At 71.4% G+C, this 22,518-nt stretch carries 21 protein-coding genes and 1 tRNA gene; 8 read left to right on the top strand and 14 right to left on the bottom strand.

Annotated features, from left to right (window positions below; all coding sequences use genetic code 11):
* Positions 1-13: 13 nt before the first annotated feature.
* A complete protein-coding gene (locus H288_RS32440) occupies positions 14-700 on the bottom strand; it encodes a hypothetical protein (RefSeq protein ID WP_020093745.1) in 687 nt (228 codons plus the stop codon).
* A complete protein-coding gene (locus tag H288_RS0116820; protein WP_020093744.1) occupies positions 697-2,706 on the bottom strand; it encodes a hypothetical protein in 2,010 nt (669 codons plus the stop codon). The genes H288_RS32440 and H288_RS0116820 overlap by 4 nt, the downstream gene beginning before the upstream one ends.
* Positions 2,707-2,997: 291 nt before the next feature.
* On the opposite strand from H288_RS0116820, the gene rpsO reads away from it, so the two are divergent.
* From rpsO to H288_RS0116805, 3 genes are all read left to right on the top strand, one after another.
* On the top strand, positions 2,998-3,267 hold the full coding sequence (gene rpsO, locus H288_RS0116815; protein WP_012317943.1) for a 30S ribosomal protein S15: 270 nt from the start codon (positions 2,998-3,000) through the stop codon (positions 3,265-3,267).
* A gap of 221 nt (positions 3,268-3,488) precedes the next feature.
* Complete coding sequence (pnp, locus tag H288_RS0116810; protein WP_020093743.1) at positions 3,489-5,708, top strand: polyribonucleotide nucleotidyltransferase; 2,220 nt, start codon at positions 3,489-3,491, stop codon at positions 5,706-5,708.
* Positions 5,709-5,880: 172 nt separating this feature from the next.
* Positions 5,881-6,102 carry a YgaP-like transmembrane domain gene (locus H288_RS0116805; RefSeq protein ID WP_020093742.1) on the top strand — a complete coding sequence of 74 codons (222 nt, stop codon included), beginning with the start codon at positions 5,881-5,883 and terminating at the stop codon, positions 6,100-6,102.
* 219 nt (positions 6,103-6,321) lie between these two features.
* On the opposite strand, the gene H288_RS0116800 is transcribed toward H288_RS0116805, so the two are convergent.
* A complete protein-coding gene (locus H288_RS0116800) occupies positions 6,322-6,585 on the bottom strand; it encodes a GlsB/YeaQ/YmgE family stress response membrane protein (RefSeq protein WP_012317940.1) in 264 nt (87 codons plus the stop codon).
* Between the two features lie 182 nt (positions 6,586-6,767).
* Here H288_RS0116800 and H288_RS0116795 point away from each other — a divergent pair, with 182 nt between their 5' ends.
* Both H288_RS0116795 and H288_RS0116790 read left to right on the top strand, forming a co-directional pair.
* On the top strand, positions 6,768-7,124 hold the full coding sequence (locus H288_RS0116795) for a RidA family protein (protein WP_020093741.1): 357 nt from the start codon (positions 6,768-6,770) through the stop codon (positions 7,122-7,124).
* Entirely contained in the window at positions 7,121-8,248 is a 1,128-nt protein-coding gene (locus H288_RS0116790) for a polyamine ABC transporter substrate-binding protein (RefSeq protein WP_020093740.1), read from the top strand. Before H288_RS0116795 ends, H288_RS0116790 begins: the two co-directional genes overlap by 4 nt.
* Positions 8,249-8,273: 25 nt before the next feature.
* Here the strand turns inward: H288_RS0116790 and H288_RS32435 are convergent, their stop codons facing one another.
* The 4 genes from H288_RS32435 to H288_RS0116770 form a co-directional block, all read right to left on the bottom strand.
* Complete coding sequence (locus H288_RS32435) at positions 8,274-8,945, bottom strand: ankyrin repeat domain-containing protein (protein WP_020093739.1); 672 nt, start codon at positions 8,943-8,945, stop codon at positions 8,274-8,276.
* 205 nt (positions 8,946-9,150) lie between these two features.
* Positions 9,151-9,561 (bottom strand): DUF3597 domain-containing protein, encoded by a 411-nt coding sequence (locus H288_RS0116780; protein WP_020093738.1) that lies wholly within the window; start codon positions 9,559-9,561, stop codon positions 9,151-9,153.
* 121 nt (positions 9,562-9,682) lie between these two features.
* A complete protein-coding gene (locus H288_RS0116775; RefSeq protein ID WP_020093737.1) occupies positions 9,683-10,006 on the bottom strand; it encodes a hypothetical protein in 324 nt (107 codons plus the stop codon).
* Positions 10,007-10,028: 22 nt separating this feature from the next.
* Positions 10,029-11,879, bottom strand: coding sequence for a DEAD/DEAH box helicase family protein (locus tag H288_RS0116770; RefSeq protein ID WP_020093736.1), 1,851 nt, complete (start codon positions 11,877-11,879; stop codon positions 10,029-10,031).
* A gap of 289 nt (positions 11,880-12,168) precedes the next feature.
* On the opposite strand from H288_RS0116770, the gene H288_RS0116765 reads away from it, so the two are divergent.
* Positions 12,169-12,252 (top strand) — tRNA-Tyr (locus H288_RS0116765).
* A gap of 17 nt (positions 12,253-12,269) precedes the next feature.
* Here H288_RS0116765 and ruvC read toward each other — a convergent pair.
* Both ruvC and H288_RS0116755 read right to left on the bottom strand, forming a co-directional pair.
* The gene (gene ruvC / locus H288_RS0116760; RefSeq protein ID WP_020093735.1) at positions 12,270-12,893 is read right to left on the bottom strand and encodes a crossover junction endodeoxyribonuclease RuvC; all 624 of its coding nucleotides are present in this window, start codon (positions 12,891-12,893) and stop codon (positions 12,270-12,272) included.
* A gap of 123 nt (positions 12,894-13,016) precedes the next feature.
* Positions 13,017-13,337, bottom strand: a complete 321-nt coding sequence (locus H288_RS0116755) for a YnfA family protein (protein WP_020093734.1) — start codon at positions 13,335-13,337, stop codon at positions 13,017-13,019.
* A 104-nt stretch (positions 13,338-13,441) separates the two neighbouring features.
* Between H288_RS0116755 and H288_RS0116750 the strand changes: the two genes are divergently transcribed.
* Complete coding sequence (locus tag H288_RS0116750) at positions 13,442-14,422, top strand: tyrosine recombinase XerC (RefSeq protein ID WP_020093733.1); 981 nt, start codon at positions 13,442-13,444, stop codon at positions 14,420-14,422.
* A 261-nt stretch (positions 14,423-14,683) separates the two neighbouring features.
* On the top strand, positions 14,684-15,433 hold the full coding sequence (locus H288_RS0116745) for a response regulator (protein ID WP_020093732.1): 750 nt from the start codon (positions 14,684-14,686) through the stop codon (positions 15,431-15,433).
* 158 nt (positions 15,434-15,591) lie between these two features.
* Here the strand turns inward: H288_RS0116745 and lpdA are convergent, their stop codons facing one another.
* The 5 genes from lpdA to H288_RS0116720 all read right to left on the bottom strand — a co-directional run bounded on the left by lpdA (position 15,592) and on the right by H288_RS0116720 (position 22,496).
* A complete protein-coding gene (gene lpdA, locus H288_RS0116740) occupies positions 15,592-16,995 on the bottom strand; it encodes a dihydrolipoyl dehydrogenase (RefSeq protein ID WP_020093731.1) in 1,404 nt (467 codons plus the stop codon).
* Between the two features lie 67 nt (positions 16,996-17,062).
* A complete protein-coding gene (locus H288_RS0116735) occupies positions 17,063-17,818 on the bottom strand; it encodes an SDR family oxidoreductase (RefSeq protein ID WP_020093730.1) in 756 nt (251 codons plus the stop codon).
* 7 nt (positions 17,819-17,825) lie between these two features.
* Positions 17,826-19,145 carry a 2-oxoglutarate dehydrogenase complex dihydrolipoyllysine-residue succinyltransferase gene (odhB, locus tag H288_RS0116730; RefSeq protein ID WP_020093729.1) on the bottom strand — a complete coding sequence of 440 codons (1,320 nt, stop codon included), beginning with the start codon at positions 19,143-19,145 and terminating at the stop codon, positions 17,826-17,828.
* 50 nt (positions 19,146-19,195) lie between these two features.
* The gene (locus tag H288_RS0116725) at positions 19,196-19,495 is read right to left on the bottom strand and encodes a YciI family protein (protein WP_020093728.1); all 300 of its coding nucleotides are present in this window, start codon (positions 19,493-19,495) and stop codon (positions 19,196-19,198) included.
* Positions 19,496-19,505: 10 nt separating this feature from the next.
* On the bottom strand, positions 19,506-22,496 hold the full coding sequence (locus tag H288_RS0116720) for a 2-oxoglutarate dehydrogenase E1 component (RefSeq protein ID WP_020093727.1): 2,991 nt from the start codon (positions 22,494-22,496) through the stop codon (positions 19,506-19,508).
* Positions 22,497-22,518: the final 22 nt, after the last annotated feature.

Here is a 22,518-nt window from a genome sequence, read left to right as displayed (position 1 = left end):
GAGTCGATACAGCCTACCGCCGCACCGCGCCCACGGGATCGGGTTCAGGCGCCCCGCCGCGCGCTTCCGGGTCGCCCCCGCCGGGCGGGGACGGTGCGGCGGCGATCATCCGGGTGTCGGTCCGGAACGCCCGGGCGACGAGGCCGCAGAAGCGGATGAAGGCGCTGCCCTGCGAGGTGATGACGTAGCCGTCACCCGCTCGCGCGACGTTGCCGGAGGCCTGCTGCTCGGCCAAGCGCCGCTCCATCTGCCGGAACTCGCCGAGATAGACCCGCTCGAACACCGCCCGCGCGCGCTCAGGCGTGAAGCGCTCCCCGGGATGGGCGGCCATCTGGCCGAGCAGGAACACGCTGATCGACCGGTCGACCGTCACCGGCAGGATCACGAAGGCGCTGAGGTTCAGGGACAGCGACAGGACGCAGGCGCCGAGGGCGTCCCGTCGGCGCAATCCCCAGGCCCGGCCGAGCCCGGCCAGCGCCGCCGTGACCGCCAGGGTCAGCAGGAAGGCGACCGCGAGCAGGATCAGTCCGCGGTAGAACAGGATCGTCACGCCGGACCACAGATCCGTCTGGAACAGCAGCACGAAGCAGGCGAAGCCGACGACGACGGCGCCGGCCTGCAGCAGCGCCTGGGCGCAGAGCCAGCGCAGGGCCTGCCCGGCGCGCGGGCGGGTGGGTGCCGCGGGACTGGGTTCAGTCACGGAGATCCTCCACGGAGATCCTGGACCCGCAGGATCCGGACGAGCGGATCGGCGTAGACCGCGGTGCTGCGCCAGACCCAGGAATCGGGGCTGCTCCAGGGGGCGTCCTGCGCGGTGACGACCAGGGCGCCGATCCCGGCCGCTTCGGCGCGCCGCCGCACCTCGGCGCCGTCCAGGCGGTCGCGGAAGACCGGCGCGACGTCGGCGAGCCGCGACGCCACGGCGTCCGGCGGGGCGCCGAACAGGCGCGCCTCCGCGTCCGCCACCCCCGTCGGCTGGAGGCCGTAGAGCCCGAAATCGAACACCCGGTGCGGCACCGGCGACTGCTGCAGCACCAGGTCCCGGGGCAGGTGCGTGCCCGCCCAGGCGTAGGCCGCGCGCAGCGCCCGGTCGATATCGGGACGGCCGGCGAGGCGGGCGAAGGCGGGCCGGTCCGAGGCGGGATAGGCGCGCATCCCGACGAAGCCGTAGAGAGTCGTCGCGTAGCCGAGGATCAGCAGCGCGGCGAGGAGGCCGGGGAACCGGAGCCGCCGCGCCTCGCTCAGGCGGGTCAGGGCCACCACGGTCCAGACCAGGGTCGCGACCTGCGCGAGCAGGACCACGCGCGCGCCGAGGTCGTTGTTGAGGATCGCCGAGCGCAGGACGCCGCCGAGGAGCAGGCTCGCCACGGCGCAGAGCGTGAGCAGGCGTCCGGCCTCGCGCCCGTGCGCCTCCCGGCGGAGCACGAGGCGCCAGAACAGCAGCGCACCGGCGGCGCAGACCCCCAGGGCCGTGTAATAGTTCAGCGGCAGGAGGATCAGGCGGAGCGCGCTCAGGGCCGGCTCGTCGACGAGGCCGTCGAGCGGCCCGAATCGCCGGATCGAGAACCGGATCGGCGCGCCGCCGTCGGTCCGGTTGGCCAGGACGCTCAGCAGGTAGGGGGCGGCCAGCGCGGCGCTGAGCAGGCCGGCAACCGCCAGCCTGGCCGCGGCGCGCCAGCGGCGCTCCAGGCCGAGCAGCACCAGCCAGGCACCGGCCGCACCCGCCGTGCCGAGGCAGACCCAGACGGACAGGCCCGCGCAGGCCGCGAAGGCGAGTGCCGCGACGCCGATCGCCGCCGCCTCCGCGCGCCTGTCCGGCCGCGCCCGGTCCGCGACCTCCGCCAGGGCCAGGAGTCCGAGCCACCCGGCCAGGGCGCCGGCGACGTGGTGCGGCACCCAGACCAGCGAGGCCGGCCAGTTGAGGACCTGCTCGTTCAGCCATTCCGGGACCGGCAGCCAAGTCCCGGACGTCGTCCGGTCGGCGAGGACCAGCAGGATGTCGAGGCTTCCGGCCGGCAGCAGCATCAGCACCGCGCGGCGCACGAGCCGGGGCGCGGCGTCCGCGACGAGTCCGGTCGCCGCGAGCAGACGGTCGATCAGGCCGAGGAGCGCGAGGCCGGTCCAGAAGGCCACGCCCGCGAAGGCGGTCCGCCCGTCGACCAGCCGTCCGCCCGCCCAGTCAACCAGGGCGGTGAGCGTGTAGAAGCCGTAATAGTAGCCCGCCCGCTCGGGCCGGGCGAAGAACGGGTCCACCGGCGGCAATCCGTGCTCCACGATCGCGCGGGTCAGGGCGGCGTGCTTGACGAGGTCGATGATCGTCACGGGCCGGTAGAGGGCGGTGCCGGTATCGACGTCGATCAGCGCGTAGGCCACGACGCCGAGCCAGAGCAGCGCGAGGGCGAGCGCCGCCCGGTCGAGGGACTCGCGCAGGCTCCGCGAGACCGGCCGCAGTGCGGCGAGCCCGAGGGCGCCGGTCGCGAGGGCCGCGACCGGGACGCCGCCCGCCTGGATCAGCAGGCTGTCGAGGGCCGGCAGCAGCCCGATCCCGAGGAGCGCCCCGCACAGGAGGCGGTCGCCGGGCGCGAGCGAGCGGAACCCGAGGATGCCGGTCAGGCCGCCCAGGGCATAGCCCGGCACGAGAACGAGGGGGATACCGAGCAGCGTCGCGACGGCGACGCCGCACGCATCCGAGAAGGTGCCGTTCATCGCCGGGCCGCGTCGCGTGAGCGGTTCCGGGTAGCACGGCGGCGTTAACCGTTCTTTGGACGGGCCCGGACAGCCGCGACGCGCCACCGCTGCGGCCCGCCCGGCTCGGGACTGGCATAACCGTCGGTTTCGTGTATGGATCGCGCGGCCTCGACCCGGGTTGCCGGGCGGGGCTTGAGCCGCTTGGCGCTGTGACCGTGCTGGACGACATCCCGGCACCGGCCGAACGCCGAGCCCGCGCGCGCCCGTTTGGGGCGCCGCTTCCGACCAGCACAACCCGAAAGGCACGCGATGTCGATCACGGCAGAGCGCAAGACCGCGCTCATCAAGGAACACCGCAAGGACGCCAAGGACACCGGGTCCCCCGAGGTCCAGGTGGCGATCCTAACCGAGCGGATCACCAACCTCACCGGCCACTTCAAGACCCACGGCAAGGACAACCATTCCCGCCGCGGCCTCCTGAAGCTGGTCTCGCAGCGCCGCTCGCTGCTCGACTACGTCAAGCGCAAGGATGAGGCCCGCTACCGCGCCCTCATCGAGCGTCTCGGCATCCGCCGCTAAGGCACGTCTCGCGCGGTTCCGGGCCCGGCCCGGGGCCGCGTTTCATCATCGCGGGCTGCCGGAATGGGTCCGGCCTCCCGACAAACGGGCCGCTTCGAGGCGCCAGCGTCGGGGCAGGATCGCGAGACACTTCACCGAGCGTTCTCGGGCGCAGTGTCTCGCCGTCTTGCCCCCGGGCGGCGCCGGGCTTGGGCCCGCCGCAGGCAAGGAAGAGATTGAGAATGTTCGACGTTCAACGCGAAGAGCTGATGTGGGGCGACCGCAAGCTCGTCCTGGAGACCGGCAAGGTCGCGCGCCAGGCCGACGGCGCCGTCATCGCCACTTACGGTGAGACCTCGGTGCTCGCGACCGTGGTCGCCGCCAAGGAGCCGAAGCCCGGCATCGACTTCATGCCGCTCACCGTGAACTACCAGGAGCGCGCCTACGCCGCCGGCCGCATCCCGGGCGGCTACTTCAAGCGCGAGGGCCGTCCCTCCGAGAAGGAGACTCTGGTCTCCCGCCTGATCGACCGCCCGATCCGCCCGCTCTTCATCGACGGCTGGCGCAACGACACGCAGGTCGTCGTCACCGTCCTGACCCACGATCTCGAGAACGATCCCGACATTGTCGCGATGGTCGCGGCCTCCGCGGCCCTGACCATCTCGGGCGTGCCGTTCATGGGCCCGATCGGCGGCGCCCGCGTCGGCTACATCAACGGCGGCTACCGGCTGAACCCGCTGGTCACCGAGACCAAGGAAGAGTCGAGCCTCGACCTCGTCGTCGCCGGCACGCAGGACGCGGTGCTGATGGTCGAGTCGGAGGCCAAGGAGCTCTCCGAGGAGGTGATGCTCGGCGCCGTGATGTTCGGCCACAAGCACTTCCAGCCGGTGATCGAGGCGATCATCCGCCTCGCCGAGAAGGCCGCCAAGGAGCCGCGCGACTTCAAGGCCCCCGAGAACGCCGACGTCGAGAAGGCCGTCCTGGAGGTCTGCGAGGCGGAGCTCCGCGCCGCCTACACCAAGACCGTCAAGCAGGAGCGCTACGCCGCCGTCGACGCCGTGAAGGCGAAGGTGATGGCCGCCCTCTGCCCGGAGGGCGCCGAGAAGTTCCCGGCGGAGAAGGTCAAGGCCGCCTTCAAGGAGGCCCAGTCGAAGGTGGTCCGCTGGAACATCCTCGACAGCGGCGCCCGCATCGACGGCCGCGACGTGAAGACGGTCCGCTCGATCCTCTCCGAGGTCGGCGTGCTGCCCCGCGCCCACGGCTCGGCCCTGTTCACCCGCGGCGAGACCCAGGCCCTTGTGGTTGCCACCCTCGGCACCGGCGAGGATGAGCAGTTCATCGACGCGCTGGAAGGCACCTACAAGGAGCGCTTCCTGCTCCACTACAACTTTCCTCCCTACAGCGTCGGCGAGACTGGCCGGATGGGCTCGCCGGGCCGCCGCGAGATCGGCCACGGCAAGCTCGCCTGGCGGGCGATCCGCCCGGTCCTGCCGCCGGCCCACGAGTTCCCCTACACGATCCGCGTCGTGTCGGAGATCACCGAGTCCAACGGCTCGTCCTCGATGGCCTCGGTCTGCGGCGGCTCGCTGTCGCTGATGGATGCCGGCGTGCCGCTGCGCCGTCCGGTGGCGGGCATCGCCATGGGCCTCATCCTGGAGGGTGAGCGCTTCGCGGTTCTGTCCGACATCCTCGGCGACGAGGATCACCTCGGCGACATGGACTTCAAGGTGGCCGGCACGGACGAGGGCGTGACCTCGCTCCAGATGGACATCAAGATCGCCGGCATCACCGAGGAGATCATGAAGATCGCCCTCGCCCAGGCGAAGGACGGCCGCGCCCACATCCTGGCCGAGATGGCCAAGGCGCTGACGGCGGCCCGTCCGGAGCTCGGCGAGTACGCGCCGCGCATCGAGACGATGCAGATCCCGACGGACAAGATCCGCGACGTGATCGGCACCGGCGGCAAGGTGATCCGCGAGATCGTCGAGAAGACCGGCGCCAAGATCAACATCGAGGACACGGGCGTCGTGAAGATCGCCTCGGCCGACGGCAAGGCGATCAAGGCGGCCTACAACTGGATCCGCTCGATCGTGGCGGAGCCGGAGGTCGGCGTGATCTATGACGGCACGATCGTGAAGTGCATGGAGTTCGGCGCCTTCGTGAACTTCTTCGGCGCCAAGGACGGCCTCGTCCACATCTCGGAGCTCGCCGCGAACCGGGTCGCCAAGGTGACGGACGTCGTCAAGGAAGGCGACAAGGTCAAGGTGAAGTTCCTCGGTCAGGACGACCGCGGCAAGATCCGCCTGTCCATGAAGGTCGTCGACCAGCAGACCGGCGAGGACGTCACCGAGAAGGTAAAGGCTCAGCGCGACGCCGACCGGGCCGAGCGCGGCGACGAGCCGCGCGAGCCCCGCGAGGGCGGCCGCCACCGTGGCGAGCGCCGCCGCGAGGCCGGCGAGTAAGCACGCGGGACGCCCGCGCCGGCCTCGGTCGGCGGGGATGTCTTAGACGGGCGCGGTCCTCCGGGGCCGCGCCCTTTTTGTTGCCCCGTCGAGGTCGGGTCACACCGGTCGTCGGCCGGGAACGGGGCGCCGGGTGCCGCGTTCCCCCGCGACTTCCCAATTGGAGACCCTCATGGCCAACGACATGATGCACGACATCTTCAGCGGGCAGCCGAACCTGTCGACGACGGAGCGCGCCGTCTCGGTGGCGCTGGGCCTCGGCATCGCCGCCGCTGCCGCGCAGCCCCGTCCCAACAAGCTCCTGAGCCTGCTGGCCCTCGTGGTCGGCGTGGGCCTCGCCGTGCGCGGCGCCACCGGCCACTGCGCCGTGAAGGCCGCGTCCGAGCATCTCTGAGCCTCAGCCCTCGGAGGGCTTCGGCGCCTCCGTCTTTGCGAGCGCAGCGAAGCAATCCAGGCAGCGCGACGTTCGACATCGTCGCGCTGCCCTGGGTCACGTCGCTGCGCTCGTGATGACGGAGAGCGCTGTGTTGAGACTCGCTACCGGAATGCGTCGGTCAAAAGAAAGGGGCGCCCCGCGGGGCGCCCCTCGTCGTATCCGGACCTGCCGGACGGGTCAGTAGGTGGTGGTGCGGCGGCCGGCGATCAGGCCGTAGATGAACAGCACGACTACGGCCCCCACGATGGCGCCGATGAAGCCCGCGCCCTGGTTCGGCCCGTACCAGCCGATCGCCTGGCCCAGGAAGGTCGCCACGAAGGCGCCGACGATGCCGAGGATCGTGGTCAGGATGAAGCCGGCGGGCTCGTTCGGGCCCGGCATGAGGAACTTGGCGATGACGCCGGCGAGAAACCCGATGATGATGGTCCAGAGAATACCCATGACTGACCCCAAGGCGTGATTGTCGATGGCGGCAGAACGCTTCGAGGCCCGCGACGGTTGCCCGCACCCCGACCGCCGATGACGATTTTCCTCGGGTTCCCGCGGCGCGTGTGCGCGCGGCCCTTTACGGCCGGGCCGGTGCGGCGGCAGATACGCCGGTTCTCGAGGATGTGGAGACGGGTATGGACATTCAGCGGATCGAGCCGGGCAAGCGGATGTCGCAGGCCGTAACCTTCGGCGACATGGTCTACCTCGCCGGGCAGGTCGCGTCCGACACGGTCGGCACCGGGGTCACGATCCAGACCCAGCAGATCCTGTCGGAGATCGACCGGCTGCTCGCCGCGGCCGGCAGCGACAAGGCGCGGATCCTCTCGGCCACCATCTACCTCGCCGACATCGCGACGTTCGCGGAGATGAACGCCGCCTGGGACGCCTGGGTGTCCCCGGAGAACGCGCCGGCCCGCGCCACCGTCGAGGCCAAGCTCGCCGCGCCGGAGTACCTGGTCGAGATCGTGATCGTGGCCGCGAGGAGCCGGTGATCGGCCCGCGTCGGACCGTCCTGGCGGCGGCCGCAGCCGTCCTCGCGGGAGGGCTCCTGGCAGTCCTGCCCCTCGTGCGGCCGGCACCGGCCGCCGAGGAGCGGGTCGTCAACATCTACAACTGGTCGGACTATATCGACCCGCAGGTGCTCGAGGCCTTCACCCGCGAGACCGGGATCAAGGTCGTCTACGACACCTACGACAACAACGAGATCCTGGAGACCAAGCTGCTCGCGGGCCGGTCGGGCTACGACATCGTCGTGCCGTCGGGACCGTACCTGCAGCGGCTGATCCGGGCCGGCGCGTTCCTGCCCCTCGACAAGTCGAAGCTGAAGAACCTCGGCAACCTCTGGCCCGAGGTGACCAGCCGGCTGGCGGCCTACGATCCCGGCAACACCTACGCGGTCGACTACATGTGGGGCACGACTGGCATCGGCTACAACGTCGCCGCGGTGCGCGAGCGCCTGGGCGCCGGCGCGGCGGTCAATTCGTGGTCCGTCGTCCTCAATCCCGCTTCGGCCAACAAGCTGAAGGAGTGCGGGATCATGGTGCTCGACAGCCCCGAGGACCTGATCCCCAGCATGCTCCCGGCCTTCGGCGCCAAGGCGGATTCCAAGCGCTGGGACGACATGACCCTGGTGACCGACGCCCTCTACAAGGTGCGCGGCGCCGTGCGGAAGTTCCACTCGTCGGAATACATCCAGGCGCTGGCCAACGGTGATATCTGCCTGGCCGTCGGCTATTCGGGCGACATCATGCAGGCCAAGCGCCGCGCCGAGGAGGCCAAGAACGGGATCGACATCGCCTACGTCGTGCCGAAGGAAGGCGCGCTCATGTGGTTCGACACCTTCGCGATCCCGAAGGATGCTGCCCACCCGGCCGAGGCGCTGGCCTTCATCGACTACATGATGCGGCCCGAGGTGGCGGCGGCCAACACCAACTTCGTCTCCTACGCCAGCGGCAACCTCGCGGCGAAGAAGTTCGTGAAGCCCGAGATCCTGAGCAATCCCGGCATCTACCCGGACGAGGCGACGATGCAGCGCCTGTCCATCAACACCGCCTGGGACGACCGCACCCAGCGCTTCGTCACCCGCCTCTGGACCCGGGTCCGCACCGGGCGCTGACGCGGATCGGCGTCGGAGAGGGCCGTCAGCCTTCCGGATCCGCCGGCACGCCGCTGCGGGCGAGCCACGCGCGGACCGCAGCGCGGGTCTCGCGCCCGGAATCGTTCAGCAGGCGCTCGGGGGTGGTGAAGAAGTACGGCTGGAAGGTCTTTCGCTGCGCGTTGCGCAGGGTCGGGTCGATCCCGGCCTCGAGCAGCCTCAGCACCCAGGGATTGGCCGCGCCGACCTGTGCCGCCACGTGGAGCAGCGAGTTGCCGGTGGCGTCGACCCGGTTCGGGTCCGCACCGGCCCGCAGCAGCAGCGCGATCTGCGCCTCGCGCCGGTTCTGTACGGCGCGGAACAGCGGCGTCCACTGACCGCGCGGGCTCACCGGGTCGACCGGCGCGCCGTGGCGCAGCAGGATCTCCAGGTAGGTCGGATCCTCGACCATCGCCGCCATGTGCAGCGCGGTCTCCTGATCGAGCCCCGGCACAGACGGGTCCGCCCCCGCGTCGAGCAGGGCCGACAGCGCGCGCGGCCGCGCGTTCCAGATCGCCCATTCGAGCAGGGTGAGGTTCCGGCCGCCGCGGACGGAGAGATCCAGGCCGGGCGCCAGCGCGGCGATGCGCGCGACTTCACCGCGGGCGACCGCCGCGGCGATCGTGGCGAGAGGGGACGCCTCAAAGGCGCCGCTGTGGTCCCCGGTCGGGGTCTCCATGACCGTTCGCTCCTCGGCGCCGCCTGATTCGGCGCTGCGTGACGCGGGTCATGTGATCGATAAACACGGAGGCGCCGCAAGGCCCTCTCCGCAAGTGTCGCCGCCGGTGCGCACCGCCGGCGCACCACGTGGTCAAGAAGCGATCTCGCCGCGGCGCCGGTCGAGACCGTCCGCGGCGAGCCTCGTCGATCCCGGACTCGATGACCTAGTGCTTCAGATCGTCCGGAACCTTGCCGCCGTTCTCGGCGAGCTTCTGCATGACCTGCTTGTGCAGCCAGATGTTCATGCTGGCCGAATCGTCCTTGTCGCCGGTGTAGTGGAGCTCGTCGGCGAGCTGCTTGCGCGCGGCGAGGCCGGAATCGAGGCCCAGCAGCTTCATCAGGTCGACGATCGAGTGCCGCCAGTCGAGCGTCTGCGGGTTCTTCTCGGCGAGGCCGGTGAGCACCGCCGCGACGTCCACGGGCTCGCTGCCGCCGGCCGAGCCGGGGGCCGACGTGGAGGGCGTGCTCGTGCCGGCCGAGCCGCCGGAGCCGGCGTTGGGCGCGGGGGCGGCGTCCGCGGCGCCGCCCCCGAACGGATGGAGGATCTTGCTGACGATGCTGCCGAGGAGGCTCATGGATCCGCTCCGATAATCGAGGCCCGATCTCCGCGCCGGGCGGCCATTCAACTGGCTGTGAGCCTTGGCGTTCCGCGATCCGGCAGGCTCGGGACGGTCGGCGCGGCGCGGCCCGGAGCGATCACGACCTCGGCCAGAGGGCGAGGACGAGCGCGGCCCGCTCCTCCGCGAGCGTGCCGTCCGGGACCGGGCGGCCCGCGCGGGCGTACCAGTAGCGCGCGTTGCCGTCGTCGCCCTCGACCCGGTGGAGATGGGCGTGGACCCAGGCCGCGTCGGACCCGCCGGCGTCCTGGACGAGGCGGTGCGCCCGCTCCCAGGCGGCGGAGGCCAGGCCGGACGCATCCCGGGCGAGCCACCAGAGCGCGGCGAGCGGGGCGTCCCAGACGCTCGGCGGCTCGGACGCGGCGAGTGTCGCGGCGAAGGCGGCGGGGAGGCTCTCGGTCACGGCTGTCTCCTTCCCGGGCGTTTCAGCGGCCGGCGGCGCGCTCCGGCTGCCAGCGCCCGCGGCGCTGCCGGGCCGACCACGCGTAGCGGGCATCGCCGTCGAGGCGGTCGAGATGGTCGGAGAGGCGGTTGCGCTCGAGCCACGACAGGGCCGCCTCCAGCTCCGGGAGGGTCATGGTCGCGCGGCCCTTGCCGAGCACGCGCTTGAGAACGGCGTTGTAGCGGTGGGCGAGATTGCCGCCGCGGGGCACGCGCAGCGAGGTCTCGTCCTCGACCGCCTGGGCGGCCACCGCGGCGGCGAGCCGCTGGCGCAGGGTCCGCTCGGTGACGGAGGGCGGTTCGGGCGCGGGCGCCGCGGCGACCGGTTCGGGGAGGCGCGGGCGCAGCAGGGCGTAGCGCATCCCGATCGCGTTGCTCTCCAGGGGCGTGATCCCGCCCGGCTCGTCGTCGCGCCAGCGGGTCCGCTCGGGCACGACGGCGCTCGCCGGCCGCTCGCGGGGCGGCCGGACGCTGCTGCCCTGCTCGGTCTCGAGTTCGAGGCGGAACCGCGCGAAGAGCGGGTCGTCGGGGTGGAAGATCAGCGCCTGCTGCCCGTCGTAGGGGCCGGCATGGGGATCGACCCGGGTGGCCCGGGCGAGCATCTGCTCGAGCCAGGGCCGGGAGCGGATATGGGTCAGGGCCGCGACCACCGCGACCTCCGGGGCGTCGAGCCCCTCGTACGCCATCGCCACCGTCACCAGCACGGCCGGTTCCGGCGTGAGCCGGAACGCTGCCAGAGCCGCGTGGGCGTCGCCCTGGCCGGAGGTCGCGAGACGGACATCGCGCGCGCCCTGCCCGGCCGGCATCCAGTCCCGCAGGGTCGCGAGATAGGCCCGCGCGCTCGCCTGATCGGGCGCCACCACGAGGAGCTTGCCGAGCCCCCGGGCGGGATCGCCGGGCGGGAGATCGCGCTCGGCCCGGCGCCGGGCGCGCAGGCGCTTGGTGGCGAAGAACGCCTCGCTCAGAAGGTCGCGGGCGAAGCCGGTCCGCAGGGCGGTGAACAGCGCGGGCCGGGTGGTGATCCGGACCGAGCCCGCGCCGAGCCGGTGCGGCCCGACGCGCGGGCTGTCGCCCGCGATCCGGCCGCCCTCCAGCCAACTCGCCTCGCCGTCGATGGCGCCGAACGTCACCGGCAGCACCGCCCGCTCGGCCAGCGCCTGCGCCCGCGAGTAGCCGATGACCGCGAGGCCGGGGGCGTCGAGATCGAGTTCCGGTCCGCGGCCGGGCGCGGCGGGCTGGTAGGGCAGTCCGAGAATCCGCCGCCCGTCCGCCCGCTCCAGCGTCCCGGACAGGTACAGGCGCACGGTCGCCGCCTCCATGACGGGCAGCATCGCGCGGGACCACGCCCCCGCCTCGGCATCCTCCGCGGAGGCTTCGTCGGCGCCCGGGCGACCGGGGGCCGGCAGGTGATGAACCTCGTCGACCACCAGCAGGGTGCGGTGCGCCCGCGCCTCCGCGAGGTGGAGCGCCGGGGCGGCGGCGACCGCCTGATAGGTGGTGACGTAGCCGGCCAGACCCCGCGCCGGGTCGCGCTCGTTGTCGGCGGCCCGGACGCTGAGGGCGTGCCCGAAGGCCGCGCGCCACAGCGGGTCGGCGAAGGCTTCCTCGGCCTGCAGCCGCAGGGAATCCCGCGGCACCACCCAGACCACGCGCTCGACGAGCCCCGCCTCGATCAGCCGGTGCGCGGCGATGACCGGCAGCAGCGACTTGCCCCCGCCCGGCGTGACCGCCGCCAGGATCTTCCGGACATGGGCCGCCTCCCCGCTCGCCATGGCCGCGACCAGGGCCATCAGCGTGCGCTGGTGCGACCGCAGGGACGGGGCGGGACGGGTCAAGGGCCGGCGAAGCAGGGCGACATCGCCACACCGTGGCCGATCCGGATTCCTTTGTGAATCCCCGGAGTCGCGGAACGTTCGCGTTTTCGTCCCAATGGCGGAGCCGCGGGCACCGCGAGGCCGGAAGAGGGTCGACTCTGCAAGCGCGGCCGCCCGGATCGCGGCGACGCCGAGCGAAACCGCCCCGCTCTCCACGATTGTCGCGTCCGGCGAGGCGGATCGGTCCACCATAAGCGTTGACACCCGGCCCACCCCTCACCATAAGGGCGCCGCGGGCGATGCCCGCCTTGGGGGAATGTCCCGAGCGGCAAAGGGGGCGGACTGTAAATCCGCTGCGTAAGCTTCGTAGGTTCGAGTCCTACTTCCCCCACCAAGTTCTTCCCGATCCCGTCAGCCTTGTTTCGCCAGCGCGGCCTCGATACGCGCGGCCGCGGCGGCCGAGAAGCCCTTCCCCTCGAGCCCTTGTCCCGCGGCCGCCTGACCGGTGAGCGAGCGGCGCTTGCCCCCCGGCAGATGCGCCTGCCGCAGGGCGTGGGCGTCCCGGTGACTGGCATGGGTGATCGCGATGGCCAGCGCGTCGGCGGCGTCCGCGACGCGGAACTCGGCCTTCGGCAGAAGGAAGCGGACCATCGCCTGGATCTGCACCTTCTCGGCGTGGCCGGAGCCCGCGACGGTCTTCTTGATGAGGTTGGGGGCGTACTCGAACACCGGCAGTCCGGCGAGGGCCGGCACGAGCAGCGCCATCGCCCGCGCATGGCCCAGCTTGAGCGTCGCCTGGGCGTCCTTGTTGACGAAGGTCTCCTCCACGGCGACCTCGTCGGGCCGCACGGCCTCGACGACGCGGCCGATCCCCTCGAACAGTTCCCGCAGGCGCAGGGCCAGCGGAAGCTCCCCGTCCGAGGTCACGACCCCGCAATCGCCGTAGGTGAGCTTCGTGCCCTGCGCGGTGATCAGGCCCCAGCCGGTGCGGCGGAGTCCGGGGTCGATCCCGAGAATGCGGACGGCGCTGGTCATGGGGCTCCACGGCTCGGTGAACGGCCCGAGGCTGCCGTACGTATCGTGAACGCTTGGTTTCACCAAGGTTCCGAACGCGGAAGCGGTCGGCCGTGGCCGGCCCGGCACGGTGCCGGGTCGAACTCACCCCCGGCGACCGAGGAGGATCAGCGCCGTTCCGGCGAGGCAGACCGCGCTGCCCGCGAGGTCCCACCGGTCGGGCCGCTGACCCTCCGCGAGCCACAGCCACAGGACCGAGGCCGCGACGTAGACGCCGCCGTAGGCCGCGAAGGCGCGCCCCGCCGCGGGGCTGTCCACGAGGGTCAGGAGGGCCGCGAAGGCCGCCAGCGAGGCGAGGCCCGGCAGCGCCCACCAGGCCGACCGCCCGAGCCGCAGCCAGGCCCAGAATGCGAAGCAGCCGGCGATCTCGGCGAGGGCGGCGGCCGCGTAGGCGAGGAGGGTCATTGCGTCAGCTTGGCACGGCGCGCCGCGCGGGACGAGCCCGGCGCCGGGGACGGATTGCGACCGGCATTAAGCTCCCGGCAAGGAGGATTCGGTCGAGTGTCGCCATGAGCACGCATGCGAGCACCCGCGAGACCCAGGGCGACCGGCTGCTGTTTCCGGGGGACGCCCGCCTCCGCGACGCCGTCCTCGCCTGGATCGAGGCGCTGGCGCGGGAGCGGCGGATGTCGTCCAACACCGTCGAGGCGTACGGGCGCGACCTCCGGCAGTTCCTCCACCACCTCGCGTCCCGTCAGGGGACGCCGACGATCCCGATGCTGATCGGGCTCAAGGTGCGGGACATCCGCGGCTTCATGGCCGCGCGCCGGGCCGACGAGGTCTCCGGGCGCTCGCTGATGCGCATGCTGGCGGGTCTGCGCTCCTTCGCGCGCTTCCTCGAGCGGGAGGGCTTCGGCACCGTCTCGGCCCTGGGCGGTGTGCGCTCGCCCAAGGTCCCGCGGCGGCTTCCCCGTCCCCTGCCCGTCTCCGCCGCGGTGGCGCTGACCGATACCGCGATCCGCGCCGGCGAGGAGCGGGAGCCCTGGGTCCTCGCCCGGGACGCCGCCGTGCTGGCGCTGCTCTACGGCGCGGGGCTGCGCATCTCCGAGGCCCTGGGCCTGACCCGCCGTGACGCACCCCTGCCCGGGGTCGATCAGGTCACCGTGCTCGGCAAGGGCGGCAAGCAGCGCATGGTGCCGATCCTGCCCGTCGTGGCGCAGGCCGTGGCGGACTACGTCGCCGCCTGTCCCCTGCCGCTGCCGCCGGAGGGACCGCTGTTTCTCGGTGCCCGGGGCGGCCCGCTCTCGCCGCGCATCATCCAGTACACGGTCGCGCGCGCCCGCGGCGCCCTGGGCCTGCCCGAGAGCGCCACACCGCACGCCCTGCGGCATTCCTTCGCAACCCATCTCCTGGCGCGCCAGGGCGAACTCCGGGCGATCCAGGAACTCCTGGGCCACGCCTCGCTCTCCACGACGCAGCTCTACACGCAGGTCGACGCCGCCCGCCTCATGAGTGCCTACGCGGCGGCCCATCCGCGGGCTGGCCATTGAGCAAGATTGCTAAAAACTTCGACTTCGAGAGCCTTCATCATCGTCTATAGGCGCGTCTTCCGGTTCGCCCAGTGCAGAATCCCGCTCTTTAAGAGCTTCGTCACGATCTTCAGCCAATATGGGCAACGAACGGGATGGGGTTGGGCGGGCGTCATGGATCTTCAGGATGGGAGGGCGCCGGCACGTGTCGTAATCGCGGATTGCGATCCGGGCCGCCGCGTCTCCCTGAGAGAGATCGTCCTGCGATTCGATCCCAGCGCGGTGATCGATGAGGCGACCTCGGGTCAGGCGCTCTGCGACATCCTCCTCCGCCACCGTCCCACCCTGGCCTTCGTGGGAATGCAGCTCGACGATCTCAGCGGCCCCGAAGCCGTCGCCGTCGCGCGCCGGGCGGGTGCGGAGCCCCCCTGCCTGGTGCTGGTGGCGACCCGCGTGCTGCCGCACTGGCAGGAGATCGCCACGAGCCTCGGCGCCTACGAAGTCCTGAAGACGCCCCTCGACCCGAGCCATATCGAGCCGCTGCTCCACGCGGATGCCCGCCGTCGCGCACCGACCCGGGCCCTGCTCGCCTGCTCGACTCCGGCCGGGCGGTCGGCCATCAGCCGCGTCGTGGCGCGCAGCGGGTTCGCGATCGAGCTCGACGAGACGGATGACGGCCGCCACGCCCTCAAGCAGCTGAAGCTCGCCGCCTACGACTTCGCCTTCATCGACGTGAAGCTCGGCGGCATCGACGGGCTCGAACTGGCCTGCCAGATCCAGCCCCTCGGCCTCCCGACCCGGATCACCCTGCTGACCACGTCCGAGCTGGAGCCCGTCGCACAGGCCGGCCGCTACTTCGGCGTCGACGCCGTGCTGCGGATGCCGTTCTACGCCCGCGACATCGACCTCGCCCTGCACAACGCGCTGGGCCTGCGTCGGCCGTATCTGCTGAACGCCCTGACGGCCCCGCCCGCGCCGAGCGCGCTGCTGCGGATCGCCGACCTGCCGAATTCCAGGCGCAAGATCGCCTGACCCCGCGCCGGGCCGTCGCTCTGCGGGCCAGTCAGGTTCGAGGCGCGCGGTGTGTGACGGAACGCGAAGGCCCCCTTTCCCGCATGGGAGAGGGGGCCTTCGCGCAGGCGGTCGAGCCCGCCGAGGTAGCAATCCGCGCAGCCGTGGGCCTTGGCCCGTCAGACGTGGATGGCGCGCTTGTTGACCGCCAGCGCGGCTTCCTTGACGGCCTCGGTCAGCGTCGGGTGCGCGTGGCAAGTGCGGGCGATGTCCTCCGACGAGGCGCCGAACTCCATCGCGACCGCCACCTCGGCGATCAGGTTGCCGGCATCCGCGCCCACGATGTGCACGCCGAGTACCCGGTCGGTCTGGGCGTCGGCCAGCACCTTCACGAACCCGTCGGTGGTGCCGTTCGCCTTGGCCCGGCCATTGGCCGTGAAGGGGAATTTGCCGGCGTTGTAGGCCACGCCGTCCTTCTTCAACTCCTCCTCGGTCTTGCCGACCGAGGCGACTTCCGGGAACGTGTAGACCACGTTCGGGATCACGCCGTAATTCACGTGGCCGGACTGGCCGGCCAGCATCTCGGCGATCGCCACGCCCTCGTCCTCGGCCTTGTGGGCGAGCATCGGGCCGGCAATCACGTCGCCGATGGCGTAGATGCCGGTGACGTTGGTGGCGTAGTGGGAATCGGTGAGGATCCGGCCCTTGTCGTCCCGCTGGACACCGACCGTGTCGAGGCCGAGGCCTTCCGTGTAGGGCGTCCGGCCGATGCAGACGAGGACCACGTCAGCCTGCAGCGTCTCCGCCGCGCCGCCCGCGGCCGGCTCGACCGTGACCGTCGCGCCGCCCTTCTTGCCGACCTCGACGCCCGTCACCTTGGTGGACAGCCTGAAGGCGATGCCCTGTTTCGTCAGGATCCGCTGGAACTGCTTGCCGACCTCGCCGTCCATGCCCGGCAGCACCCGGTCGAGATACTCGACCACGGTCACCTCGGAGCCGAGCCGGCGCCAGACGGAACCCAGCTCCAGCCCGATCACGCCGGCGCCGATGACGAGGAGCTTCTTCGGCACCCGGTCGAGTTCCAGGGCGCCGGTGGAGGAGACCACGACCTTCTCGTCGATGGTGACGCCGGGCAGGCGCGCCACGTCCGAGCCGGTCGCGATGACGATGCTCTTCGTCTCGAGCATCTGGTTGCCGCCGTCCTCGGCGATGACCTCGACGCGGCCGGCGCCGGCGATCCGGCCGGTGCCGTGGAAGGTGTCGACCTTGTTCTTCTTGAGCAGGAACTCGACGCCCTTGGTGTTGCCGGCGACGCCCTCCGCCTTGAAGGCCATCATCTTCTTGAGGTCGAACTTCGGCGTGCCGACGTCGATGCCGAGATCGGCGAAGTGCGTGTTGGCCTCCTCGAAGGCCTCGGACGCGTGCAGCAGGGCCTTGGACGGGATGCAGCCGACATTGAGGCAGGTGCCGCCGTGCGTCGCGCGCTTCTCGACCACCGCGGTCCGCAGGCCGAGCTGCGCCGCGCGGATCGCGCAGACGTAGCCGCCGGGGCCGGTGCCGATGACGACGAGATCGTAGGACATGAGGCTTCGCTTCCGCTCGGTCGTGCCGCGTGCGAGACGGGCAGGGAATGTCAGGTGGGGCTTGGCCTCAGCGGCCGCCGCCGATGTCGAGGATGGCGCCCGTGGTGTAGGAGGCCTCGTCCGAGAGGAGCCACACGATCGGTGCGGCCACCTCCTCGGCGGTGCCGGCCCGCTTCATCGGGACGCCGGGGCCGAGACGCTCGACCCGGTCCGGCTCGCCGCCGCTGGCATGGATCTCGGTGGCGATGATGCCGGGCGCCACCGCGTTGACGCGGATGCCGTCGGCGGCGACCTCGCGGGAAAGCCCGATCGTCAGCGAGTCGATGGCGCCCTTGGAGGCCGCGTAGTCCACGAACTGGCCGGGGCCGCCGAGGCGCGCCGCCACCGAGGACAGGTTGACGATCGCGCCCCCTGCCCCTCCGCGCTTGATCGACATGCGCCGCACCGCCTCCCGCGCGCACAGGAAGCTGCCGACCACGTTGGTGGTCATCATGCGCTGCAAGCGGGCGACGCTCATGTCGGCGACGTCAGACTTCACGTCGACCACGCCGGCATTGTTGACGAGCGCCGCGAGGCGGCCGAGGCCGTCGGCCGCCTTGAACAGGGCGATGACGTCGGCCTCGTTGCCGACGTCGCCCTTCACGGCGAGCGCCCGTCCGCCCTTGGCCGCGATCGCGTCCACCACGCCCTGCGCGGCGGCGGCGTCCGACACGTAGCTCAGGCAGACGGCGTAGCCGCGCTCCGCCAGGAGGAGCGCCACCGCGCGGCCAATGCCGCGGCTGCCGCCCGTGACGATCGCGACCCTGTTCTCAGCGCTCGACATGGCTGCCTCAGAGGTCCAGCACGAGGCGCGCCGGATCCTCCAGCGCCTCCTTGACCCGCACCAGGAAGGTCACGGCCTCCTTACCGTCGACGATGCGATGGTCGTACGACAGGGCGAGGTACATCATCGGCCGCGCCTCGATCTTGCCGGCGCGGACCACCGGGCGCTCCTCGATGCGGTGCATGCCGAGGATGCCCGACTGCGGCGCGTTGAGGATCGGCGTCGACATCAGCGAGCCGTAGATGCCGCCGTTGGTGATCGTGAAGGTGCCGCCCTGCATCTCCTCGATGGAGAGCTTGCCGTCGCGGGCCTTCTTGCCGAAGCCGGCGATCTTCTTCTCAATGCCGGCGATCGACAGGTCGTCGGCGTCGCGCACCACCGGCACGACGAGACCCTTATCGGTGCCGACCGCGATGCCGATGTGGTAGTAGTTCTTGTAGACGAGGTCCTGCCCGTCGATCTCGGCGTTGACCGCCGGCACGTCCTTGAGGGCGCCGATCACCGCCTTGGTGAAAAAGCCCATGAAGCCGAGCTTCGTGCCGTGCTTCTTCTCGAAGATGTCCTTGTACTGGCTGCGCATCGCCATCACGGCCGACATGTCGACGTCGTTGAACGTCGTCAGCATCGCCGCGGTGTCCTGCGCGTCCTTCAGGCGGCGCGCGATGGTCTGGCGCAGCTTCGTCATGCGCACGCGCTCCTCGCGCGCGGCGTCGTCCGGCGCCGAGGGGGCGCGCGGCAGGGTCGGACGGGCCTCCTTGGCGGGCGCCGACGGGGCCGGCCCCTTGGCGATGGCGCCGAGCATGTCCCCCTTCGTGACGCGTCCGTCCTTGCCGGACCCGCTCACCGACGACGGGTCGACACCCGATTCCCGGGCGAGCTTGGCCACCGCCGGGCCGTTGTCTCCGACCGGGCGCTGCTGGGCCGCGGGGGCGGCGGCATCGCCGTGGTTGCCGTAGCCGGCGGACGATTCCTGGGCCGGGGCCTCGGCCTTCGCGGGCGCGGCGGCCTTCGGGGCCTCGCTCCGGCTCTCGGCCTTGGTCTCGGCGCTCTCCTTCGGGGCGGCCTTCTTGGCCGTGCCGCCGCCGGCTCCGGCCTCGACGATCGAGCCGAGCAGGGCACCGGGCTCCACGGTCTCGCCGTCCTTGACCAGGATCTCGCCGAGCTCGCCGGCCGCCGGGGCGTTCACCTCCAGGGTGACCTTGTCGGTCTCGAGCTCGACGATCGGCTCGTCGGCCGCGACCGTGTCGCCGGGCTTCTTGAACCAGCGGCCGATCGTGGCCTCGCTCACGGATTCGCCGAGGGTCGGGACGAGGATGTCGGTTGCCATGCTCTCTTCTGCCCCGCGGGGGGGCCTCCTCTGGATGTCGGGCCGCGACGTCAGCGCCGCAGGATCAGGGATGGAACGGGCGAGACGGTGTACCGGAAGCCTGCCTGCGCCATCAGGACGGGATCTGCTTCGCCGAGCGCCTCGGCCTGGGCCGCGTCGTCGGCCTCGACCAGGGCGAGGCCCCAGGTGCCGCCGGACTCGAAGACGGGTCCGACCGCGATGGCGATGCCGGCGGCCGCCTGCTCCATCCAGTAGCCGGAATGCGCCGAGAACAGCGCCTTCTCGGCCTCCGTCGCGTCGAACGGGAAGCTCGGGCGGGGCGGTTCCAGGCGGAGCAGGAAGTAGGCCATGGCCGGACGATCAGACCGCCAGGGCCTCGTTGAGGAAGGCCTGGAGCTGCGCTTGGTGCTTCGACATCTGGCCGACCGCCGTGGAGGCGGAGGCCGGACGGCCGACGTAGCGGGCGCGCTTCACCGCGGAGCCGGCCTGGCCGAGCACCCACTCGAGGTAGGGCTCGACGAAGGACCAGGCGCCCATGTTCTTGGGCTCCTCCTGGCACCAGATCACGTCGGCGTTGCGGAACCGGGCCATCTCGTTGGCCAGCGCCTTCAGGGGGAACGGGTAGAGCTGCTCGACGCGCATCAGGTAGATGTCGTTGAGGCCGCGCTTCTCCCGCTCCTCCAGCAGGTCGTAGTAGACCTTGCCGGAGCACAGCACGACGCGGCGGATCTTGTCGTCGCGCACGAGCTTGTTCTGCGCGCCCTCCTCCTCGGCGTCGTCCCAGAGGACGCGGTGGAAGGTCGAGCCCTCGGCGAGCGCGTCGAGGTTCGACACGGCGCGCTTGTGGCGCAGCAGCGACTTCGGCGTCATCAGCACCAGCGGCTTGCGGAAGTCGCGCTTCAGCTGCCGGCGCAGGATGTGGAAGTAGTTCGCCGGCGTCGTGACGTTGGCGACCTGCATGTTGTCCTCGGCGCAGGCCTGGAGGTAGCGCTCCAGGCGGGCCGAGGAGTGCTCGGGCCCCTGGCCCTCGTAGCCGTGCGGCAGCAGCAGCACGAGGCCCGACATGCGCAGCCACTTGCGCTCGCCGGACGCGATGAACTGGTCGATCACCACCTGGGCGCCGTTGGCGAAGTCGCCGAACTGGGCTTCCCAGAGGACCAGGGCGTTCGGCTCGGCGAGCGAGTAGCCGTACTCGAAGCCGAGCACCGCTTCCTCGGAGAGCATCGAGTTGATGATCTCGATCGCGGCCTGCCCCTCGCGGATGGCGTTGAGCGGCGTGAAGCGCTGCTCGTTCTCCTGGTCGATCACCACCGCGTGGCGCTGCGAGAACGTGCCGCGCTCCACGTCCTGACCCGACAGGCGGACCCGGTTGCCGTCGAGGAGCGTCGCCCCGAAGGCCAGGGCCTCGGCGGTCGCCCAGTCGATGCCGACCCCCGTCTCCACCGCCTTGGCGCGGTTGTCCATGAAGCGCTGGATCGTGCGGTGCAGGTGGAAGCCGGGCGGCGCCTGCGTGATCCTGCGCCCGATCTCCTGCAGGGTCCCGGCCGGCACGGCGGTGCGGCCGCGGCGCGGGTCGTCCACGTCCTCGTGCACGGCCTTCACGCCGGACCAGCGGCCGTCGAGCCAGTCGGCCTTGTTGGCCTTGTAGTTGTTGGCGACGTCGAGCTCGCTGTCGAGCATCCCGCGGAACTCGGCCTTGCGGGCGTCGAGCGCCTCCTGGGTGACCGAGCCGTTCTCGACGAGCTTGCGGCCGTAGCTCTCCAGCACCGAGGGATGCTTGCGGATCCGCTGGTACATCTTCGGCTGTGTGAAGGCCGGCTCGTCGCCCTCGTTGTGGCCGAAGCGGCGGTAGCACAGCATGTCGATCACGACCGGCTTGCCGAACTTCTGCCGGTACTCGACCGCGACCTTGGCGGCGAAGGTGACGGCTTCCGGATCGTCGCCGTTGCAGTGGAAGATCGGCGCCTCGACCATCTTGGCGACGTCGGACGGGTAGGGCGAGGAGCGCGAGAAGCGCGGATCGGTCGTGAAGCCGATCTGGTTGTTGATGATGAAGTGCACCGAGCCGCCGGTGCGGTGGCCCTTCAGGCCCGACAGGCCGAAGCACTCCGCCACCACGCCCTGGCCCGCGAAGGCGGCGTCGCCGTGGATCAGGAGCGGCAGCACCGTGCGGCGCTCGATGTTGGGCTTGGCCCATTGGTCCTGCTTGGCGCGGACCTTGCCGAGCACCACCGGGTCGACGATCTCGAGGTGGGACGGGTTGGCGGTGAGCGACAGGTGGACGTTGTTGCCGTCGAAGGCGCGGTCCGAGGACGCGCCCAGGTGGTACTTCACGTCGCCCGAGCCCTCGACCTCGGCCGGGGAGGCCGAGCCGCCCTTGAACTCGTGGAACACCGCCCGGAAGGGCTTGGCCATCACGTTGGTGAGCACGTTGAGCCGGCCGCGATGGGCCATGCCGAGCACGATCTCGCGCACGCCCAGCGCGCCGCCGCGCTTGATGATCTGCTCCAGCGCCGGGATCATCGCCTCGCTGCCGTCGAGGCCGAAGCGCTTGGTGCCGGTGTACTTGAGGTCGAGGAACTTCTCGAAGCCCTCGGCCTCGATCAGCTTGTTGAGGATCGCGCGGCGCCCCTCGGGGGTGAAGGAGATCTCCTTGTCCTTGCCCTCGATGCGCTCCTGGATCCACGCCTTCTCGGCCGGATCCGAGATGTGCATGAACTCGACGCCGAGCGTCTGGCAGTAGGTCCGCTCCAGGATGCCGACGATCTCGCGGATCGTGCCGAACTGCAGGCCGAGGACGTTGTCGAGGAAGATCGGACGGTCCCAGTCGGCCTCCTCGGTGAAGCCGTAATGCTGCGGGTGCAGCTCCTCGTGGTCGCCCCGCGGCGCGAGCCCCAGCGGGTCCAGCTTGGCGTGCAGGTGGCCGCGCATCCGGTAGGAGCGGATCAGCATGATCGCCCGCACCGAATCCTTGGTCGCCTGCTCCACCGACACGCCGGTGGTGGCGGTGACGCTGTCCTGCGGCTTGCCGGGCTTGGGCTCCTTGGCTTCCCGCGCGACGATCTTGTCGCCGATCGCCTTCTCCAGGGCGCCCCAGTTGCCGTCGAGCGCCGAGACCAGCTCGCCGTTGAGCGGCACCGGCCAGTGCGGCTTCTCCCAGGAGGCGCCGGCGGCGTTCTTCTCGACCAGGGTCTCGTCCTCGCCGAGCCCCTTGAAGAAGGTCTGCCACTCCGGATCCACCGAGGACGGGTTACGGGCGTAGGCCGCCTGCAATTCCTCGATGTAGGCGGCGTTGGCGCCGTACAGGAACGAGGTTTCGAGGAGCGCTTCGTTCACGTCCTGGCGTGCCATGGTGCGTCCATCCTGATCGCGC

Origin of the sequence: Methylobacterium sp. 285MFTsu5.1, from assembly GCF_000383455.1 — a bacterium.
Classification (GTDB): Bacteria; Pseudomonadota; Alphaproteobacteria; order Rhizobiales; family Beijerinckiaceae; genus Methylobacterium.
The sequence above is the reverse complement of the archived record's forward strand: the minus strand, read 5'-3'. Positions and strand labels throughout refer to the sequence as shown.